General features: G+C 55.7%; 10 protein-coding genes and 2 pseudogenes. 5 read left to right on the top strand and 7 right to left on the bottom strand.

What is annotated here, in order from left to right:
* Nucleotides 1–202 (bottom strand): annotated as a pseudogene (locus ADG881_RS15145) (hypothetical protein); the annotation flags it as partial.
* A gap of 35 nt (nt 203–237) precedes the next feature.
* On the bottom strand, nt 238–1,605 hold the full coding sequence (gene ppnN, locus ADG881_RS15150; protein ID WP_007148526.1) for a nucleotide 5'-monophosphate nucleosidase PpnN: 1,368 nt from the start codon (nt 1,603–1,605) through the stop codon (nt 238–240).
* Nucleotides 1,606–2,008: 403 nt separating this feature from the next.
* On the opposite strand from ppnN, the gene ADG881_RS15155 reads away from it, so the two are divergent.
* Nucleotides 2,009–2,224 carry a hypothetical protein gene (locus tag ADG881_RS15155; RefSeq protein ID WP_007151335.1) on the top strand — a complete coding sequence of 72 codons (216 nt, stop codon included), beginning with the start codon at nt 2,009–2,011 and terminating at the stop codon, nt 2,222–2,224.
* Nucleotides 2,225–2,480: 256 nt separating this feature from the next.
* On the opposite strand, the gene dinB is transcribed toward ADG881_RS15155, so the two are convergent.
* A complete protein-coding gene (dinB, locus tag ADG881_RS15160; RefSeq protein WP_232211735.1) occupies nt 2,481–3,608 on the bottom strand; it encodes a DNA polymerase IV in 1,128 nt (375 codons plus the stop codon).
* A gap of 186 nt (nt 3,609–3,794) precedes the next feature.
* Here dinB and ADG881_RS15165 point away from each other — a divergent pair, with 186 nt between their 5' ends.
* Nucleotides 3,795–5,414: an FAD-dependent monooxygenase gene (locus tag ADG881_RS15165; RefSeq protein WP_007150780.1), complete on the top strand. Its 1,620-nt coding sequence runs from the start codon at nt 3,795–3,797 to the stop codon at nt 5,412–5,414.
* A 73-nt stretch (nt 5,415–5,487) separates the two neighbouring features.
* Here the strand turns inward: ADG881_RS15165 and ADG881_RS15170 are convergent, their stop codons facing one another.
* Nucleotides 5,488–6,297: a putative RNA methyltransferase gene (locus tag ADG881_RS15170; RefSeq protein WP_007150341.1), complete on the bottom strand. Its 810-nt coding sequence runs from the start codon at nt 6,295–6,297 to the stop codon at nt 5,488–5,490.
* 131 nt (nt 6,298–6,428) lie between these two features.
* Entirely contained in the window at nt 6,429–7,583 is a 1,155-nt protein-coding gene (locus tag ADG881_RS15175; protein WP_007151079.1) for a hypothetical protein, read from the bottom strand.
* Between the two features lie 143 nt (nt 7,584–7,726).
* On the opposite strand from ADG881_RS15175, the gene ADG881_RS15180 reads away from it, so the two are divergent.
* Genes ADG881_RS15180 through ADG881_RS15190 form a run of 3 tightly spaced genes read left to right on the top strand, consistent with a single transcriptional unit; the run spans nt 7,727 to nt 17,671 of the window.
* A complete protein-coding gene (locus tag ADG881_RS15180; RefSeq protein ID WP_007149867.1) occupies nt 7,727–9,427 on the top strand; it encodes a ShlB/FhaC/HecB family hemolysin secretion/activation protein in 1,701 nt (566 codons plus the stop codon).
* Entirely contained in the window at nt 9,402–17,429 is an 8,028-nt protein-coding gene (locus ADG881_RS15185; protein WP_083787491.1) for a hemagglutinin repeat-containing protein, read from the top strand. Before ADG881_RS15180 ends, ADG881_RS15185 begins: the two co-directional genes overlap by 26 nt.
* Nucleotides 17,426–17,671, top strand: a complete 246-nt coding sequence (locus ADG881_RS15190; RefSeq protein WP_039926935.1) for a hypothetical protein — start codon at nt 17,426–17,428, stop codon at nt 17,669–17,671. Before ADG881_RS15185 ends, ADG881_RS15190 begins: the two co-directional genes overlap by 4 nt.
* A gap of 88 nt (nt 17,672–17,759) precedes the next feature.
* Here the strand turns inward: ADG881_RS15190 and ADG881_RS15195 are convergent.
* Both ADG881_RS15195 and ADG881_RS15200 read right to left on the bottom strand, forming a co-directional pair.
* Nucleotides 17,760–17,909, bottom strand: a pseudogene (locus ADG881_RS15195) (IS256 family transposase); the annotation flags it as partial.
* Nucleotides 17,910–17,968: 59 nt separating this feature from the next.
* Entirely contained in the window at nt 17,969–18,820 is an 852-nt protein-coding gene (locus ADG881_RS15200) for a transposase (protein WP_007149003.1), read from the bottom strand.
* Between the last annotated feature and the right edge of the window lie 7 nt (nt 18,821–18,827).

An 18,827-nucleotide genomic window follows, 5' to 3' on the forward strand; every position in this document is an offset into this window, starting at 1 on the left:
TCACCGCATCACGGCCGTACTTGTTTGCCACGTAGTTGATCACGCGGTCGCGTTTTTCCATGCAGAAGTCGACGTCAAAGTCGGGCATGGAGACCCGTTCCGGGTTAAGGAAACGTTCGAACAGCATGTCGTAGCCAATAGGATCCAGGTCGGTAATTTTCATGGCATAGGCCACCAAGGAACCGTCACCGGAGCCCCGACCCTCCTACCAGGGGGCTCGTGATTAGCCGTTATCTGTTACCCCACCAACTCATAACAGGGCTCGTAATGGCTGCCCGGCAGTTTCATGCGTTGCTGTTCCACAAATGCCTTGAGTAGTTCGTCCAGGTGAATCATCAGGGCGTTGGGGGCGTGCAGTTTGTAGGGGCCATGCTGTTCGATGGCGTGGATGCCATGTTCCTTTACGTTGCCGGCGACGATGCCGGAGAAGGCGCGGCGCAGGTTGGCGGCCAGTTCGTGAACCGGTTGATCCGTGTCCAGATTCAGCGCGGCCATGGCCTCGTGGGTGGGCAGGAACGGGTGCTGGAAGGCCAATGGCACGTTGAGCCGCCAGTTGAAATAGAACGCATCGTCGTTATCCCGGCGGAACAGGGTCAGCCGGTCGATGCCATGGCACATGGCCAGGGCCACGGCTTCCGGGTCATCGATAATGATCTGATAGCGTTCTGCGGCTTTTTCGCCCAGCGTGTAGCGAATAAACGCATCCACCTGGCGGAAGTAGTCAGCACTGCTGGCCGGGCCGGTGAGCACCATGGGCAGGGGAATGTCCGCGTTGTCCGGGTGCAACAGAACGCCCAGTAAATAGAGGATCTCTTCGGTGGTGCCAACCCCGCCGGGAAACACGATGATGCCATGGGCCAGACGCAGAAACGCCTCCAGGCGTTTTTCGATATCCGGCATGATCACCAGTTCGTTGACGATGGGGTTGGGCGCTTCGGCGGCAATGATGCCCGGCTCGGAAATCCCCAGATAACGGCCTTCCTTCTCCCGTTGTTTGGCATGGGCCACATGGGCCCCTTTCATGGGGCCTTTCATGGCGCCAGGGCCACAACCGGTGCAGATATCCTTGTGGCGCAAGCCAAGCTGGTAGCCCACGCTTTTGCTGTAATCGTATTCGTGCCGGGAGATGCTGTGCCCGCCCCAGCAAACCACCATGTTTGGTGAGGCTCCGGCTTTGAGTACCCCGGCGTTGCGCAAAATATGGAACACCGCATTGGTAATGCCTTCGCTGTTATTCAGGTCGAAACGGTCGTTGTTCTGGATCTCGTTGGCCACGTAGACGATATCGCGCAATACCGCAGACAGGTGCTCGCGGATACCGCGAATCATGCGTCCGTCCACGAAGGCGCCAGCCGGGGCGTTGTCCAGCTTCAGGCGTAGCCCGCGGTCTTCCTGAATCACTTCGATTTCGAAGTCGTGGTAGGTTTCCAGTACCTCGCGGCTGTCATCGGTGGGGGTGCCGCAGTTCAGCACCGCCAGGGCGCAGCGGCGCAGCAGGTCATGCAAGCCACTGCCAGAGGTATCGCGCAGGCGCTCCACTTCATGTTGGCTGAGTACTTCCAGGCTGCCTTCCGGCGCCACAATGGTCGATACCGTTTCGGTCATAAGGTCGGTCCGTCGCAAATAATCAGGTCGGTTTAATACCGGTATTGGGCTTGTTCTGTCATCGCTTTCAGAGAGAGTACCAGAGAGGGTACCGTAGTCCGGGCGAGAAAGGAGTGTTGGGGGTGAGGGCGCTGCTTTCAAGCTGGCAGCCCGCCCGTCGGCGGACAAGTGTTTTTACATTTTGCCGGGGAACGACGGGCCGGCACGTGCGTCCGATTTAACATCAAGGCGGGAATGTTCACGGCATTGCTCATGCAGGAACTTCCCGATACAGGCCAGGGCGCCTGTTATGTTGATATGGGGCAACGCATTGTCATGAGGTTGTCGCCATTATCGGCCAGACTTGATCAGTTTCGGGGCCGCTGAACAGGCCTCAGCAGAGAGTGAGACTCAGGAGCAAACCATGTTGCTCAAGTATTTGAACCAACTGGAACAGGCCGTGAAAGCGGCGTCCGAACACCCGGATTCGGCTACCGTTACCCGTTGCGCCGATTGTGTGGCGACGCTGGATGCCTACCTGGATGCACAAATGGAGCCGGTGCAACGCCGCGGCCGGGAATTGATGGATGGGCTGATTCCGGCGCATCTTCACGACCGGGTTTGTCAGCGGCTGCACTAGGAACGCCCGCCACACGCTGCACGCAACAGGCGTCAACGCGACTCTCTCTTTGGCGCTAACAAAGAGCGCGAAGCGCCGCGGGCCACCAGCAAAATGTCGGATTACGCCTTTCAGGCTAATCTGACCTACGTCTGAAAGGCGTAATCCAACCTACGCTTCTGCTGATGTAGCCTCCGCGCGGGACGAATGAATAGTCGGTGGCCCCTGACCTATCTCCGTGTTGTTGCGTGAAGCGTGAAGCGTGCCGCGCCTCCTGTCACATCCTGTTTCGCTGGCTATGCAGGGCCTTGTCCCGTTCTTCCGGGAACAGGTCCGGTTGTTGGGGGGCTTTCAGGTCGCGTAGCCGGGCGCCGATGCCCAGCAGGCGGGCCGGGCCTTCGCGTCGCTCCCAAAGCTGGCGGAACAGGGCCTCGAAGTGGGCGGAATCCAGGTCATTGCCGGCCTTGTCGCAGCTCATGCTGACAAAATCCTGATACTTCACCTTGGCGGTCAGCCCGCTGATCAGGTAGTGCTGATCCAGTTTGGCAAACCGTTCCTTCAGCTTTTCAATCAGCCCCTCCAGTTCCCGGAGCCAGTCCGTCAGGGTGAGCTGGTCCTTGTCGTAGGTGCGCTCCACCGATACCGATTTGCGCCGCCGCCCGGTCTGGATCGGGCGGCTGTCTTCGCCGCGGCACAGGTGATAAAGCCGCTCGCCAAAACTGCCAAAGTGCTGGCCCAGCTCCAGTCGGCTTAGCTGTTGCAGGTCGCCGCAGGTTTTCAGGTTCAGGCCGGCCATGCGTTCACCGGTGACCCGGCCCACCCCGGAAATCTTGTTCACCGGCAGGGCGGCCACAAATTCCTCGACCTGGGCCGGGGGGATCACAAACAGCCCGTCGGGCTTGCGCCAGTCGCTGGCGACCTTGGCCAGAAATTTGTTGGGGGCGACGCCTGCTGACACGGTAATACCCACCTCCCGGCGAACGTCCTGGCGCAATGCCTGGGCAATGCGGGTGGCGCTATTATCGAATTGTTCGCTGGCGCTCACGTCCAGAAAGGCCTCGTCCAGTGACAGCGGCTCAATCAGGCTTGTATAACGACGAAAAATGTCATGGATCTGGGCGGAAACTTTGCGGTATTTGTCAAAGTTCGGAGGCACAATAACCAGTTCCGGGCAGCGCCGCAGGGCCTGGGAGGATGCCATGGCCGAATGCACACCAAATTGCCGCGCCGGGTAGTTGCAGGTGGCAATCACGCCGCGCCGGTGCGGGTCGCCGCCCACGGCCACCGGGCGGCCGCGCAGGCTGGGGTCGTCACGCATTTCCACGGCGGCGTAAAAGCAGTCGCAGTCCACGTGGATAATTTTGCGCGATGCTGGCGCCATGGAGGGCGTCATGGAATGTGCCATGATGGGCTCGGGTAAGCGTTCACGTGTTGGCGCGGCTGTTGCAGGCCACAGGCACAGAAACGTGTCCGGTGGACTGCAAGACAGAACCGGGCTATCCCCGTGGGCATAGTCGTGCCAGGCAGGGGCGCCAAAGGGGTGCCATAAGGAGAGTGTACCATCGCCATTACCGAGAACCGCACACCGCAGGTGCTGATTGTCGGTGCGGGCCCCACCGGGCTGGCACTGGGTATCGGCTTGCGCCGCCATGGTATCAACTGCTGCATCATCGATCGTCTTGAGGCGCCATCACCGTATTCCCGGGCGCTGGGCCTGCATGCCCGTTCGCTGGAAATCTTTGAGGCGCTGGATGTGCTGGCGCCGATCCGCAAGGCGTCGCGGCGCCTCAAGGCCGTATCGGTGTACGGCGATAAAGGGTTTCTCTTCGAACTGGATCTCACCTCCCTGAAAGCGCCGTACCCGTGGGTGCTCAGTTGCCCGCAATCCGAAGTGGAAACGGTGTTGATCGACCGATACCGGATGCTGGGCGGGGAATTGATTCGCAGTACCGAGTTGCTGGATTTCCGCCAGGACGGCAGCGGTGTGCAGGCGCGCATTCGCCAGGGGGCGGAGGTGCAGACATTGAATGCCGAGCTGCTGGTGGGGGCCGATGGCGTGGGCTCCACGGTCCGTGAGCAACTTGGCATTGGTTTCAACGGGGTGGATTACAGCGAGCATTTCCTGTTGGCAGATGTGCCTTGGGATACTGCCCCCTGGAGCAACGATCGCTCCCATGGTTTTTTGCAGGAAGAAGGGCTGTTGCTGGCCTTGCCTTTGCCGCAGGGCTGGCGGCTGATTATGGCCCGCCGTGAGCCGCCGGAAACACCATTTAGTCTGGCGCCCTTTAGCGAACGGCTAACGTCGATTCTTGGGGACGTGCCTGATTTGGGTGAACCCCGCTGGCTGAGCCAATTCTCCGTGCAGCGCCGGCTGGCGCAGCATTTTCGGCGCAATCGGGTTTTCCTGGCTGGCGATGCGGCTCACGTGCAAAGTCCATTGGGTGCTCAAGGCATGAACACCGGCCTGGCGGATGCCTTCAATCTGAGCTGGAAGCTGGCGTTTTACCTCAAGGGGTTTGGGCAGGGTGCCTTGCTGGATAGCTACGAGCAGGAACGGCGCCCGGTGGCTGAGAAAATGCTGTATGGCGTGGATATGCTGTCGCGGGCCTCATTGGTGAAATTGCCCTTGCTGCGGCGCAGTCGCGATTCGCTGCTGAAACTGGCCGGCAGCCGTCGCAATATTTCCAGCCGACTGCTGCGCACGGCCAGCCAGCTGGATGTGCATTATCGTAATTCGCCGCTGGTCACCTGTGGGCCGGAGGCCGACGTGGGCTGGCGGCATCAGGGGCCGCTGCCCGGCGATCGGCTGCCGGATGCGGCGCTGAAATCCGTGCGCACCGGGCACCTGCATCAGTTGCACGGTTTGTTGCGCAAACCGGTACATCATTTGTTGCTGCAGTTGAGCGAATCCCCCGAGCATAACGAGCGGCTGGTGATGTATGCCTTGAGTGATCGTTTGGGGCAGGAATACCGTGAGCGCGTGCACCTGACCGTGATTGCGGCGAGGGCCACCGCAAATGGAGATGTGCCCCGGGAAGGTACCACCCGTATCTGGCGTGATCATGAGGGCGAGTTTGCCAGCGCATTCGGCGATCAGGGCCGGCTCTGGTTGATGCGCCCGGATGGGCATCTGGCTTACCGGGCGCCGGTGAGTAATGCGGATGATTTGTTGGGGTATCTGGAGCGAGTGCTTGGGAAGAGAGTGGGGTGATGGGAGGCGTTTGCGTCGTGTTGTCGGATTACGCGTAGCCGTAATCCGACATCACGCGTGATAAAAACGAAATCTACGCCACCCGCCGCCAGCGTTGAATCACAAAATGTCCGTTCATGGGCTTGCCGGCCAGGGCGCCAATACCGGCTTTCGCATCCGGCCGTGCCCGCCAGTGGTGGGGGGTCATGGCCAGCAGGTTACGGAGCTCTTCTTCCGACTCGGGCACCCATTCGCAATGCAGCGTCTCGCTGGAGATCAGCTCGAAGCGATCATCCAGAAACTTGCCCGCATCGAAACTGCTTTGCCGCACATCGTCGTACAGGGCTTCGCGCAACGGCAGCAGGTGCGTTTCCCCGGTACCGACAACAATCAATTCCCCCCCGGGTTGTAGCACCCGGGCGATATCATCCACGAACAAGCGGGTGAACAACACAAATACGGTTTGCTGGCTGGCATCAAACAGCGGTAGCCGGGCGCCGCTGGCCACCAACCAGGTGATGCGCTTGTTACGCTTGGCAGCTGCATCCACCGCGAACTTGGAAATATCCACGCCCACACCATTCACGCCGCCCAACCGCTGGGCAAACTGCTCGGTGTACCAGCCTTCGCCACAGCCGATATCCAGCCAGGCGGGTTCTTCATCCGGGAGGTGAGCGAGCAGGGCATTTGCCAATGGCTGATAACGGCCCAGCTCAAGAAAAGCCGTGCGCGCCTGCACCATGGCCTTGTCGTCCCCCGGTGACCGGGAGCGGCGCTGCTGCGCCAGCAACAAATTGGTGTAACCGCGTTTGGCACGGTCGAACTGGTGGCCGTTATCGCAGTGCCAGCTATTGCCGGCAAGGCGCAGGACCTGTTCGCAACTGGGGCATTTGAGTGTGGGCATGGCAAACCGTGTTCCGGGGCGTGATGTCGGCAGTGAACCACAGGATGCTGGGAAAAGGTAGGGCAGAAGGCAGGGAAGGCGAAAGCATGCTGAGCGGTGGAAGAAGAGAGAAAGGGCAAGCCGCCCTCGTATTATGGAGAAGCCGATATTTGTATTTCTGCACGTTGCAGCTTTGCTTCTGCGGTCAGGTTGCGCAGGTCACTTAAATACGCCTGATAGCTTTTATTCAGCACCGTCTCCACGTCGACCTGACTTCCCTTGAGTTGAGCCATGGCTGCACTGTGAAGTTGGCGGGTCTGGCGGTCGATCTTGTCAATAATGCCGGGCAGAGACTCACTTGCCTGGTCGATGAAGGCGATTTGGGCGTGCAGTCGGGTTTGCTGGTTGGTCAGCCGGGTCAGTTGCTGGCGGATGTGTGTCTGGTCAGGGCTGAAGTCATTGGGGACCAGCTGTTCTTTAAGCGAAGTGAGTTGGCTGGCATTGCTGCTGAGGGTGGCTTCTATAGCACTGCGTTGCTTTTGATACGTGGCCAGTTTTTGCGTTAATGCGTTGAGCTGTTCGGTTAATTGTCTATTTTGTGCCTGCAGTTGCAGAAGGGTAGCCACTGCCTCCTGGAGTCGGGATGACGCATGCAGCAGGTTCAGTTCTGGGTGGTGAAGGCAGTTTTTTAATAGCGTCTTGCGCACATCATCATTTATTTCGGAAGGAAAAATAACGGCCAGCGGATCGATGTGACCGCTTGCCCTCAGGATGCTCAGCTGGTTTTCGGCAAATTGACTTTGTGTTTCCACTTCCTGGTAAAGGGCAAGGGAGAGGCCGGGGTTTGTGGTCCGTTGGTCGTGGGCGGCGCTCATCAAGCCGGAAAGGGTTTGCGGGCGGTAAGGGAAGTGCCGGGCCGTGCGTAGAAACCAGTTTTTTGCCTGCTCGGTGTTGTTTTCCAGGCGAAAACTTTCGGCCATCAACAGGCCTGCCTGAGCGCCCGAGGGGCTGGCGGTTTCTATTGTGCTCAAGATTTCCCGGGCCTGACTAAACTGGTTGTTAAGCATCATCATGGCGGCTTGCCGCAGGCGCAGGCGGTTCTGTAAAACCAGTTGTTCTGCTGGCTTCAGAGCCTTGCTGGCCTTGAGCGCCTCTTCAACAGCATGGTCAGCATTGGCGGATGGATCTGTCAGTGGGGCCATGGCTTGGCGCACGTCGCAATGCACTGCCGTACTAAAAAAAGCCAGAAAAAGGGCCAGGAAAAATCGTTGGGCAGTTTGTGCCGGTATCAGTGTGATGAAGTTCACGTCCGTGTTGTCTCTCAAGTCCGTTTTGTCAGGGGAGAGTGTAGACTCGCCGCCTGTTTATTCGCCGCAGCACAATACACAACTACGAGAAGGCAATGAACCTTCCCGCTGCGGCAGTGTGATGATAATCGGCAAGGATAGCCATGTTGGGGGAAAACCCGTTGTTTCGTTACGGCGTTATCGCCGCCTGTCTCTGTGTGGGTATTGGAGGCGTTGGGGCGGTAACGGCCGCTCCTGCCCCGAATTCCCAGCAACGCATGTTCGACCGCCTGCAAGAGCAGGAGCGCCAGCGTCAGCAGCAGCAGCTGGAAGATATGCAGGTGCCCGGCGAAGGGCCGGACCTGCGCATGCCTGTTCCGGAAGGCTCTGGTGCATCCGACCGCTGTTTTGAGATTGAATCGGTTCAACTCAAAACGTTGGGGGATGCTCCGCTTCCTTTTGGTCGCTGGTTTCGGCGGCCCGCCGATGCGGTAGAAAGAACCTGCATTGGTATGAAAGACATTCGCGCCTTACAGGCGGTGCTTTCCAATGCGTTGATCGACAAAGGTTATGTCACTAGCCGTGTATTGATTCCGGAACAGGATATCGCTTCCGGCACCCTGGTGCTTCTGGTGGTGGCCGGTCGTGTGGAGTCCTTCGAGGCCGTGGGCATGCCTGTGCGAGTGCTGGAGTGGGCGGTGCCTGCGTCGCCCGGTGATCTGGTCAACCTGCGTGATCTGGAGCACGCGGTGGAAACCCTGGCGCGGTTACCCCATCTGGACGCGAAGATGGATCTGGCGCCCGGGGAGGAACAGGGTGGCACGGTCGTGCTGGGTCAGGCGGAATGGCCACGGCGCTACCGGGGCACCCTGGTGCTGGATGAAGAGCACTATGGGGATGTTACCCATGGCACCGCTCAAGCGGGGCTGGACTGGGGCAGCCCCTTCGGACTCACCGACAGGATCTCTCTATCCCTGAATAGCGATCTGGATACGGAATTTTCGGATCGTGCCTGGGGGGCCGGGCTCAGTTATGACATTAGCCTGGGCTACTGGAACCTGGCGTTGAGCTATAACCGCCAACAGTATGAAAACGAAATCCAGGGGATCTTCCAGCGTTTTGAAACCACTGGCGCCACCGATACCTCCCGTATTGAGCTCACTCGTACTTTGTATCGCAGCAACCGTTCCCGGTTGTCGTTCTCGCTGTTAGGCGCCTACTCCGATACCGAGAACCTGTTGGACGATGCGGTCATCCGGGTGAGTTCCTACCAGCTGAAAGCCCTGGGTGGGCGCATCAATGCCAAACACCTTTGGGGGCGAACTCAGCTGGCGGGCACGGTCACCGTGGAAGAAGGCTGGGGCACGGGGCCGGCGACGAACCTTCCGGGTGACGTCTCGATTGCAGAGAAAACGCACACTCGCTATCAGACATATCTTACAGCCAATCGCTTTATAAAGCCGTTATATGGCGCCCTGTCATTACGGTTGAATGCACAGTATGCCAACGACGTGTTGTTTCCCTCGGAACGGTTCTCGGTGGCATCCAGTTCAGTGGTTCGGGGGTACCGGGATATTACCCTGAACGGGAATTCAGCCGTGGCGGGCAGCGTGCAGTTCGATGGTTACCCGCCGATCACCGGGCCTGTCTCGGTGATCCCTTTTGCCGCGTATGACTCCGGAGTGGTGCCGGGCAATCAGAACGAGTTTGGTTTTTCACGCATAGATTCAACCACCGCAGGAGTGCGGTTGGGCTACCGCTCGGTGCGCCTCACCACCGAAATTTCCTGGCCCATGGAACAGCATTCAACGGAACTGACAGACAGCGAGTATACTCTCCATGCCTCACTTTATGCCGAATTCTGAGTCCTCCGCCAAGCCGGTCCGTCGTGGTCTGGTGTATACGCTGTCGTTGTTGCTGATTTGGCAGCCCATGCTGCTGTCCGCACAACCCATCACACCCACCCATGGCACCAATGGGCGGCCGACGATGGATAAAGCCGCCAATGGCGTGCCCGTGGTCAATATTCAAAACCCCAACAGCAAAGGGGTGTCGCAGAATTTCTATAACGATTTCAACGTAGGCAGCAAAGGCGTTGTTCTCAATAACAGCCAGCAGGTAACGCAAACCCAACTGGGTGGCTACATCGAAGGCAACCCGAACCTGCACAATGGCTCCGCCAGCCTGATTCTCAATGAAGTCATCGGCCAGAACCCGTCCAGCCTGGGCGGTTACATCGAAGTAGGCGGCGCCCGCGCCGATGTGGTGGTGGCCAACCCCAATGGCATCAGCTGTAACGGTTGTGGCTTTATCAATACCAACCACGCCACCCTGACCACCGGTAAATCCATCATGGAAGGGGGCGAGCTGCAGGGGTTTGATGTGCAGGGTGGCCGTATTGGTATTGGCGAGAACGGATTGAACGGTTCGAATACCGACCGCTTCGACCTCATCGCCCGCTCCGTCAAGGTGGCCGGCGAGCTGCACGCGGACTCCCTGAACATCGTCACCGGCCAGCAACGGGTAGACCGCGACACCCTGGCCACCTCGAATGAAACCACCGGCACCAACAAGCCGGGCTTTGCCATCGATTCCAGTGCACTGGGCGGCATGTACGCCAACCGCATTCGGCTGATCGCCAATGAAGAGGGCGTGGGTGTGAAGCTGGATGCGCCAGTGGCGGCCCAGAATGGGGATATGGTGCTGTCGGCGAAGGGAAATGTGGTTATTGCTGATGCCAGTGCTAAAGGGGATATGCAGGTTGCATCGTTAGGCGCTGTGAGCGCAGTGGGAAGTATCGCTGCTGAAGGGCATTTATCGATGAATGCTGGGGACATCCATCTTCAAGGTGGTGATGTTAATGCTGATGCAATAACGATCATTTCTGACCAGACCCGTATCGAGAGCGATGTTTCCGTAACCGGTGAAGATCGGGTAACCATCCTGTCGGAAGAACATGTGACCAATAATGGCGATGTTCTGGCTGGGGGTGTAGCAGAGATCGCAACTGAGAATTTGACCAATACAGGAAAAGTGGCGGGCCAGAGTGACGTGAAAGTCAACGCCTCTGGCAGCCTTGTCAATAGCGGGGAAATTGATGCGGTTGCGAATCTGGAAATTACGGTAAGAGAATTGAACAACGAGGCGGGTGCCTTGCAGGCAGGCCAGACGATATCTCTTACGACTAAAGACTATGTACATAGGGGCGAGGTAGGGGCTGATAATGCGTTTAATTTGAACGCGGAAACGGTATCCATTGGTCCCGAAGCTGATTGGCAGGTGCATGGTGATGTGTCAGTTACTGCAAACCAATTGCGCAATGAGGGTGTGTTTAGCTCTGCAGGTGATATGAGCCTGGCAGTAAGTGACTTGGAAAATCATGGAGACATGGCGGGGCTGCAAAGTCTGACCTTTAGCGGCGAAAGGCTCCGAAATGGAACGCACTCTCTATTGTTGTCCGCCGGTGAGATGCAGCTATACCTGGATGATCTGGATAACTACGGGGATATTTATGCTGTAGGTAATTTGGATATTGCAGGTAGTTATCTCTCGGAGAGTATTGATGCCATTTGGGAAGATAAGGCCAGCTGGGCACGACGAGTAAACAACGAATCCGGCCTAATCGCCAGTGAAGGGAAAATCCGTATTGTGGCAGCGGAGTTCGAGCAAAAGCTGGCCAGTGAACCAGAAGTTGAAATCGTTTGGGATGACCCTGTTTATAGCTATGACAGGAATTATGATCGTCGCTGCTTCAATCGAAATAGAAACAGTGCCTGTCATGACTCGACCTATCGTCATAAATATCAAAGACAGATTGTGCAGTCTTATTCCTCGCCCCGGCAATCACAGCTATTGGCTGGCGGTGATCTCTGGCTCATGGGTGATTATCTGTTCAATGATGCCAGTGTAATTGCGGCTAATAACGACATAGCTATTAAGGCAAACCGCTTCGATAATACAGCGTATACGGTTGATTTGAAGGAGGTGACGCGTGTCGATAAATCCTGGCTTAGGAAGAAAAGCTCGGGAGGAGGCACCAAGAAAAAATACTACACCTACACGACTATTCCGACCTCGGAGAACTGGCATTTATGTGACAGTAGCCGGGTTCGCTGTAACCGTGGCGGAGCAAGCAGCCATACGAATATTCTGACAGAAACCGTAATCAATGCGCTGGTGAGTGCAGGTGGGAAGCTCACTATTGATGCTGAGAAAGTGAGTAACGGTGATGAGAGAGAAGGCGCCGCGTTTAGCTTTGGCTCTGCCATGGATGCCATTTATGGCGACACAGGTGAGAACAGCTCGGATACCTTGTTTCGGTTTGATCCTCTCTCGCTGGGGTTTGATCTTCCCGGAGCTCACGGCCTTTTTATCTTTAATGATGACCCCGGCCACCTCTATCTGATTGAAACCAACCCACTGTTTGCAACGCTAGATGGTTTTCTGGGCAGCGAATATCTGATCAATCGCCTTGGCATGGAGCCGGACCAGAGCATTCAAAGGCTTGGTGACAGCTATTATGAAACGACCCTTGTTCGTGATGCGGTACTGGCCGCAACCGGTACCCGGTTTCTTGATCCTGACTTCAAGAGTGACGAAGAACAATTTCGCTGGTTAATGGATAACGCCTTTGCTGCGGCTGAATCTCTACAACTGAGCGTGGGCGTGGCCTTGACAGCAGATCAGGTTAACGCCCTGCAGCAGGATATGGTCTGGCTCGAGGAACAAGATGTGGCGGGCTATCTGGTTCTGGTGCCGGTGCTGTATCTGGCCCAGGGTAGTGCCGTCATGGATGGCCCACAATTGCGTGGTGAAGATGTAGCCATCAGCGGGGATAACGTGACTAATCACGGCGATATTGTTGCGGAAAACAGCGCAGCGGTGGCCGCAGAACAGGGAGACATCACTAACACAGGCTCGATGGTTGCGGGTAATGTGCTGAATTTGCAAAGCGCGCAGGATATTCAAAACCTTGGTGGGGAGCTGGTGGCCAAGTCTCTGGCGTTGGATGCCGGGGGTAATGTTGAGGTAGCCACCTTGGCCGACGCAGTAGGGGATCCCCTAAACTGGATGACACGGTTAACTGAACAGGCACAGTTGAGGGCGGATAACCTGTCTGTAACCAGCGGTGGAAATATCCGTTTGCAGGGGGCCAAGGTAGATGCCGGGTTGCTGACGCTGGTGGCCGATGGTGACCTTTCCGTGAAAAGCGTTGCCGTTAGCCAGGGTAGCCACATGGATCAGGGAGATGTGAAGTTCACCCAAAGCAAGGTCCGACAACTCGGTAGTAACCTTAATAGCAACCTGGATATGTTGCTGGAGGCAGAAAATGATCTGTCCATCATGGCCAGTAACTTGAATAGCGAAGGTGATATCAAGCTGAAGGCGCAGGGCGATATAACCGTAGGTTACGCGTTGGAAAGCGATTCTCTTTATAGCTACCGCAAGGATGATGGGAGTTTTGGGAGTAGCAAAGAGCAAACGATTGAAGCGGAATCGCAGCGAGTTGTTGGAAGTAACCTCGCTGCTCTGGGTAACCTTATTCTTAATGCCGAGTCCGGTGGTATTGCGTTGTTTGCATCTAGTGGGCACGGGGAACAAGGTGTTGAAGCTGTGGCAGGTGATGGTGTCCGTATTGAGTCCGCAGTGAATAGCGAATATCGCCGAACACAGGTTGAGGAAAAGAACGCCGCCAGAATCAAAACCCGTGATACCGGAAGCATGACCCAGACATTGGCGCGTGCCGGTCTATCCTCTAGTGCGGACATCTCACTGGATGTCAAGGGCAATGTCGTATTGGCCGCAGCCGAGCTTGAAGCGACAGGTGATCTTCGAATCGGTGATGCAGCGCTGGCAACTGATGAAAGCGGCGCGATGAAGCTGGATGAAAATGGTAACCCCATTATTGAGAGGGGCAGTATCGATAATCTTTACATCGGCACCGTCGCTCTGGAAAATGAAAACTGGGATATAAAAACCCGTTCTTTGCGTGGCCCTGTTAAGGAATTGGCAAAAGCTTCCTCCGTTATCATGGGGGCCGGCGGTTTGTACTTGCCGGGCCTGGCACTGGGGACTAAAGACATGGAAATAAAGCTTTCCGAAAGTACGGAAAGCCGAGTCCATGAGCGGCGCGAGGTTGGTTCGGCGTTGCAAGCAGAGAATATTCAGCTTTCTGCCCAAAACGATATGACCTTGACGGGGTCGAGTCTGGAAGCTGACGAAGAGAGTGGCAAAGTCGTGATGCTGGCCGACAATATCCTGCTGGATACAGCGGTCACCGAAACGACGATCACTGAAAAAGATGAAACCGAGACCGCCTCCAGTATCGATCCCTCACTGAAAAAGGACGAAATCAGCCTGGGCGGGCTTCGGTTGACCGAGTTGGAACAGGCAACGGTTACCAATACGCTAACGCATAGCGGTAGCAGTATTTCAGGGAATCAGATTGTCCTTGAGGCAGACAGTGCGTTAAGCCTGATCAATGCTGATATTGAGGCCACAGGGGAAGACGGTGTTTTGTCCTTGGCTGGTGACAGCGTCAGCATTACCGGGGTGCAGGATGAAAAGACGGTTACGGAAACGCTGAAGGAAAAAACCACGGAAACGTCGGTGGGTATTCGTAATGCCTACGTGGATGCCGCGTATGCCATTGAAGGCTTGAAGAAAGCTGGCGACGCCGTTGGTGACGCTAAAGATGCCCTGAAAGACGCGGAAAGGCGCGTTGAACGGGGCGAACTGGCCAAAGAGGCTCTGGAGGACTACCGCATCATGCTGGCCGCAGCCTCTGCCAACCTGGTCCAGGCGGAACTGGCATCGACTCAAGCTCTGGCGGCCACCGCCGCAGGGGCTGCAGCGGGGGGCACCGGCTTTTACGTCAGCGGCAGTGCCCAGCATAGCGAAACCACCTCCACCAGCACCGCCACAGAAAAGACCTGGCAAGGCAGCAGTCTGAATGCCGCCGCCATGAGTATCAATGCGGACAAGACAGCCAGCATCATCGGTAGTGAGGTTAATGCCGGAGTTCTGGATTTGAATGCAGCGGATATCCTTATTGGCGCGGGCACTAACGAACAAAGCAGCCGCTTTGAACAAGAGAGCAAAAACGGCGGCTTTAGCGTTAGCACCAGCGGCGCGGGTAGTTGGAATGCCAATGCCGGCTTTAACGAAGCCGAGTCAGAAAGCCAGGCGACCCAGTACGTCAACAGCCAGCTCAATGTGGGCCATCTGAACAGCACCAGCGACAGCCTCACCGTCAAAGGGGGCGTTGTGACTGCCAATACTGCGAATATTGATACCGGCACCCTGCATATTGAAAGCCTGCAAGATACGCATAGCAGTAGTAACAGTAGTGTTGGCGCCAACGTGGGTATCGGTGCGGGCACCAGTAGCACCGGCAAACCGCAAAGCGGCAGTGCGGGCTTCAATACAAGCAAAGGCAGCAGTGAAGGCGCCCGGACCAATCAGCAAAGTGCCATTTTCATTGCCGACGGTGAAAGCAGTCAGGTCACCGCCAAGGACACCACCCTAGTCGGCGGCATGATTGCTAATGCCAGCTACGAGGAAGCGGCTGAAACCGGTGAATTAGCGCTGGTTGATCACGGTAACCTGAATTTCAGTACCGATACTCTCACCGTCGAAGACTTGCGCGATTACAGCCGGTCGAGCCAGAGCGGTGGTGGGATTCAAACGAACTTTGGACAAGGGATTTACGACGGCACTGACGAGCAGCTTGATAGGCGGGGTAGTAGGCATCTGAAAGGCGAGGAATATGCCACCGGTTCCACCACCGTCTCGCTACACAATGAAGGCAACCGCATGGAAGGCCAGACACTGGCTACCCTTGGTGGTGGCAATGTGCGGGTAGGAGGTGTCGCGTTAGATGAGCAGGAAGAGTTTTCCGGTCTGAACCGCGACGTAGACGCCGCGCAGATAATAACGCTGGAGCAACAAACCGGGGCACTGAATGCCAGCATGTCGATGGATCACCGGATGTTCTCTGAGGTAGGCCGACAAGTTATTAAGGATCAGCACGTTGACTTCAAGAACAACGTCAAAGGCACTATTGGTGGTGCCACCGGAGACTTGGCACGGGTCGTTGGCACAGCGGCCGGCGCTCTGCACGTTAGTGAAGTCGGTAACTTGTTAGACAAAATTTCCGGCGGGCAAACTGCGGGCTATATTGAGGGCGGTAAACTCGCAGGTGATATTGAAGGTATTCGTGACGGCGATGTGGAAGATGCACAGTACGCTCAGGATTCCTTAAATGATGTCGATAAAGTGATCAACGGTGCAAAGAGTGATCGCGTTAACGTCACGGAAGATGCCTTCAATGAAAACGGCGAGCGAGTAGCGGGAGCTTCCAATACGGACACTAACACCCTGTATCTGGATTTGGGTGAAGACAGTCGCAAGAGCATCGTCAACACACTGGCCCATGAAGGTATGCACCTGGAGGGTTCGGGCGAATATATGGCGGGCCTTGCCGGGTGGCTGACAGGCCTGACCTACAGAGCCAATGCCTGGGCGAATAGTGATCAGATTGCTCAGCATCATGCGGTGGTGCCGATCCAGAATCAGTTTGAACATCAGCAGTTATTGGGGCAGAACGGTTATCGGTTTGCGTCTGATGCCAGCCGAGGGGCGTTGAAGTATCGGCAAATAGACAATACCGAGATCACCGCGATACGTGCAATGGCTCCGCAAATGGCTGGATCGCTGGGGATTACCGAGCAGCAAGCAGAGAAACGCATGACAAAAGAGCTGCTCGGGGCTGTTGATGTGGGGTGGAATGAAGTCTTTGGTGGCCGCTTGCGAGAACCAGATAGCGAAGCCATGGACTATCTTTCTGAAGCGCTGGTGGAGTTGGGGGATCGCTATGCCCCCTTGGATACCAGTGAGATTCCTTCTCCTATGGAAGAAAACCAGTCCTATACCCCTGAAGAAATAAAGGGGTACTTACAGGATTACCGACAGAACCATGCCGGGCTTTATGTGGATCAAACAGCTTATGGGGAAGGGCTTTCTAACAGGCTAAGTCCCCAGCGTCAGTTCTATGACCAGCACTTTTATCAAGGGGTAAACCCGGGGGATTCTCTGCTGATTCTGGGAGGTATTGGTGCGGGTGGCCTCGACAATGTGGCAGGCATGATGGACGGGCTGGCTTACCTCATGGGTAACCCGGAAGATGCCCTGGAAGGTATGTATCAGGGTATGTTGAAACCAGTTCTGGATCCTCCCGGTTTCCTGGGGGGGATCGCTGAAGCTCGCAATGATGCCATGGTGAGCACTTACCTTTATCAGTTGCAGGGGAACAACTTCGATGCTGCCCGGGTGTCGTCAGCCAGTGATATTTCGTTAGGGCTGGAGTTTGCGGGGATGCTGCCTTATGGGCGTTTGGGGCAGTTAGGGAAGGTTGATGCGGGTACGATGTATCCGGAATTTGTTGTTCCAAACAGCAAAACCTTGCCGGGGCCGGCTGTTCCCGAATATCACTTAGGTAATTACACCGATGGTATTGCGGTTAATAGACAGGTTTCAGGTGATGAGGTTTTCTATAAATATCATGGGAAAGATAATAGGTTAGGAAAGACTCATAACTACGTGACTAAAAAGCAATATACAAGTGAAGTTGATTTGAGAAATGATCTAGCAATACTTGATGAGTGGGGTGTCGCGATTGATCGAGTTACCACTTTTAAACCACCTAAGGGTACTTGGGTAAGTGAGGGGGCGGCGGCTAAACAAGTCGGCGACTTTACTGACGAGTTCCGTCCTGGCGGGGGCTATCAAGGGCTTATTGATATCAACAGTTTACCGAAGTCCTCTTGGATAAGAACGGATAAATTACCGGAGGAATTTAAGCAATGATTGATAAAAATACACTATTAGCTCACGTCGGTCGTTTGTTGGAATTAGCAAAGGCTAGAGATACGAACCAAGGTGTTAAAGTTTATGAAGGAGCTTTAAAGAAAATCGGAGAAGCGTCGTCACAAAGCGAAGTTGAAATTTTCGCAGAAAAGCTTAGACACGCTTTAGCAGGCATTGAGGCTCATGGCCATTTTACTAGTGAAGAGTTTGAGGTAGTGAAGGCAATACGCGCAATGAGCTAGCAAATAAGCTAGCTCTGTTTGAATCGAGGGTGTTCAAAACTCTGTGTCACAGGCAGCAGCCTCATAGGCTGATGTATTCGTCCAGGCGCTAGGGGAAGTGGATGGTCATCTGTGACAGCGTGAGATTCCAGTTCTGCACCGGGTGCGTCCAGCGCTCGGATGCTTTGAGTATACCGGCATAGAGCAGCTTCAGTAAGGCGTTCTCGCTGTCGAAGCCGCCCTTGGTCTTGGTCAGCTTGAGGGAACAATGTGAGGAACCATGGGGGTCAGGTCTCCCATTTCCCACCGCAATAAGGGTCAGGTCTCCCATTTCCCCCGAAAGGCTTTAACCGCTCGGTTTACGGTTGATCGCCCGCAGCCGAAGTGCTCGCCAATTTGGGACAGTGAGTAATGCCCATCAAGCCATGCGCGAGCCATGGCTTGATTCCGATTTTTGTATGTTTCTTGGTAGTGAGACAGGGGGTTGATCGGCTTCAGTCGCTGTGGCCTTGGGGTTTCAGTTAGTTTCCTGTTGGGCTCAAGGTGGCGCTGTGCCGCTTCAATAAACGGGTCTGAGCCAAGATAAATTTGGTTGCGCAGTTTCTCCCAGGGAGATGGCTGGTTGCTGCCTTCGGCAACAAGCTGCTCGTAGCCTGTGCGAGAGCTCTTCAGGTTGTCGCTGAAAGCTTGCAATATCCATTCGGTTGTCAGGCAGGGAGGGATTTCAGCCAACCCTGCAGTAGGGCGATAGCTGCTCCAGGGCCACTCAGCAGCAGAGTGAAGCATGCGTGCGCGTACGGGATTCAAGACAATATAACGCGCCAATGCGAGTAAGTAGCTTTCCTTCTCTACCAAGATTGCCTTGAATCGACCTTGTAGCAGATGACCTACACGCTTATGGCGTATGTTGAAATATTGAGCATAGACACCGTTTAAATGCCGCATTCCTTTTGACAAATTGGCATCGCCGGTTTCGATAAGAAGATGGTAGTGGTTACTCATCAGGCAATAGGCATGACATTGCCAGTGATAGGTTTTGGTGCAGTAGGAAAGGGTTTCGAGAAAATAACGTCGATCCTTGTCATCGACATAAATATCCTGCCTCGCATTGCCGCGGGCGGTTACATGATATAAAGCACCAGAGAATTCGAGGCGTATCGGCCGAGCCATTCCTATC

This window comes from Alcanivorax sp. DG881 (assembly GCF_000155615.1).
Classification (GTDB): domain Bacteria; phylum Pseudomonadota; class Gammaproteobacteria; order Pseudomonadales; family Alcanivoracaceae; genus Alcanivorax.

Bases quoted from the DNA above. Each gene is read 5' to 3' on its own strand.
- ADG881_RS15170 (WP_007150341.1), bottom strand. From the start codon at position 6,297: ATGCCCACACTCAAATGCCCCAGTTGCGAACAGGTCCTGCGCCTTGCC.
- ADG881_RS15180 (WP_007149867.1), top strand. From the start codon at position 7,727: ATGTTGGGGGAAAACCCGTTGTTTCGTTACGGCGTTATCGCCGCCTGT.
- ppnN (WP_007148526.1), bottom strand. From the start codon at position 1,605: ATGACCGAAACGGTATCGACCATTGTGGCGCCGGAAGGCAGCCTGGAA.
- dinB (WP_232211735.1), bottom strand. From the start codon at position 3,608: ATGGCACATTCCATGACGCCCTCCATGGCGCCAGCATCGCGCAAAATT.
- ADG881_RS15190 (WP_039926935.1), top strand. From the start codon at position 17,426: ATGATTGATAAAAATACACTATTAGCTCACGTCGGTCGTTTGTTGGAA.
- ADG881_RS15155 (WP_007151335.1), top strand. From the start codon at position 2,009: ATGTTGCTCAAGTATTTGAACCAACTGGAACAGGCCGTGAAAGCGGCG.
- ADG881_RS15185 (WP_083787491.1), top strand. From the start codon at position 9,402: ATGCCTCACTTTATGCCGAATTCTGAGTCCTCCGCCAAGCCGGTCCGT.
- ADG881_RS15200 (WP_007149003.1), bottom strand. From the start codon at position 18,820: ATGGCTCGGCCGATACGCCTCGAATTCTCTGGTGCTTTATATCATGTA.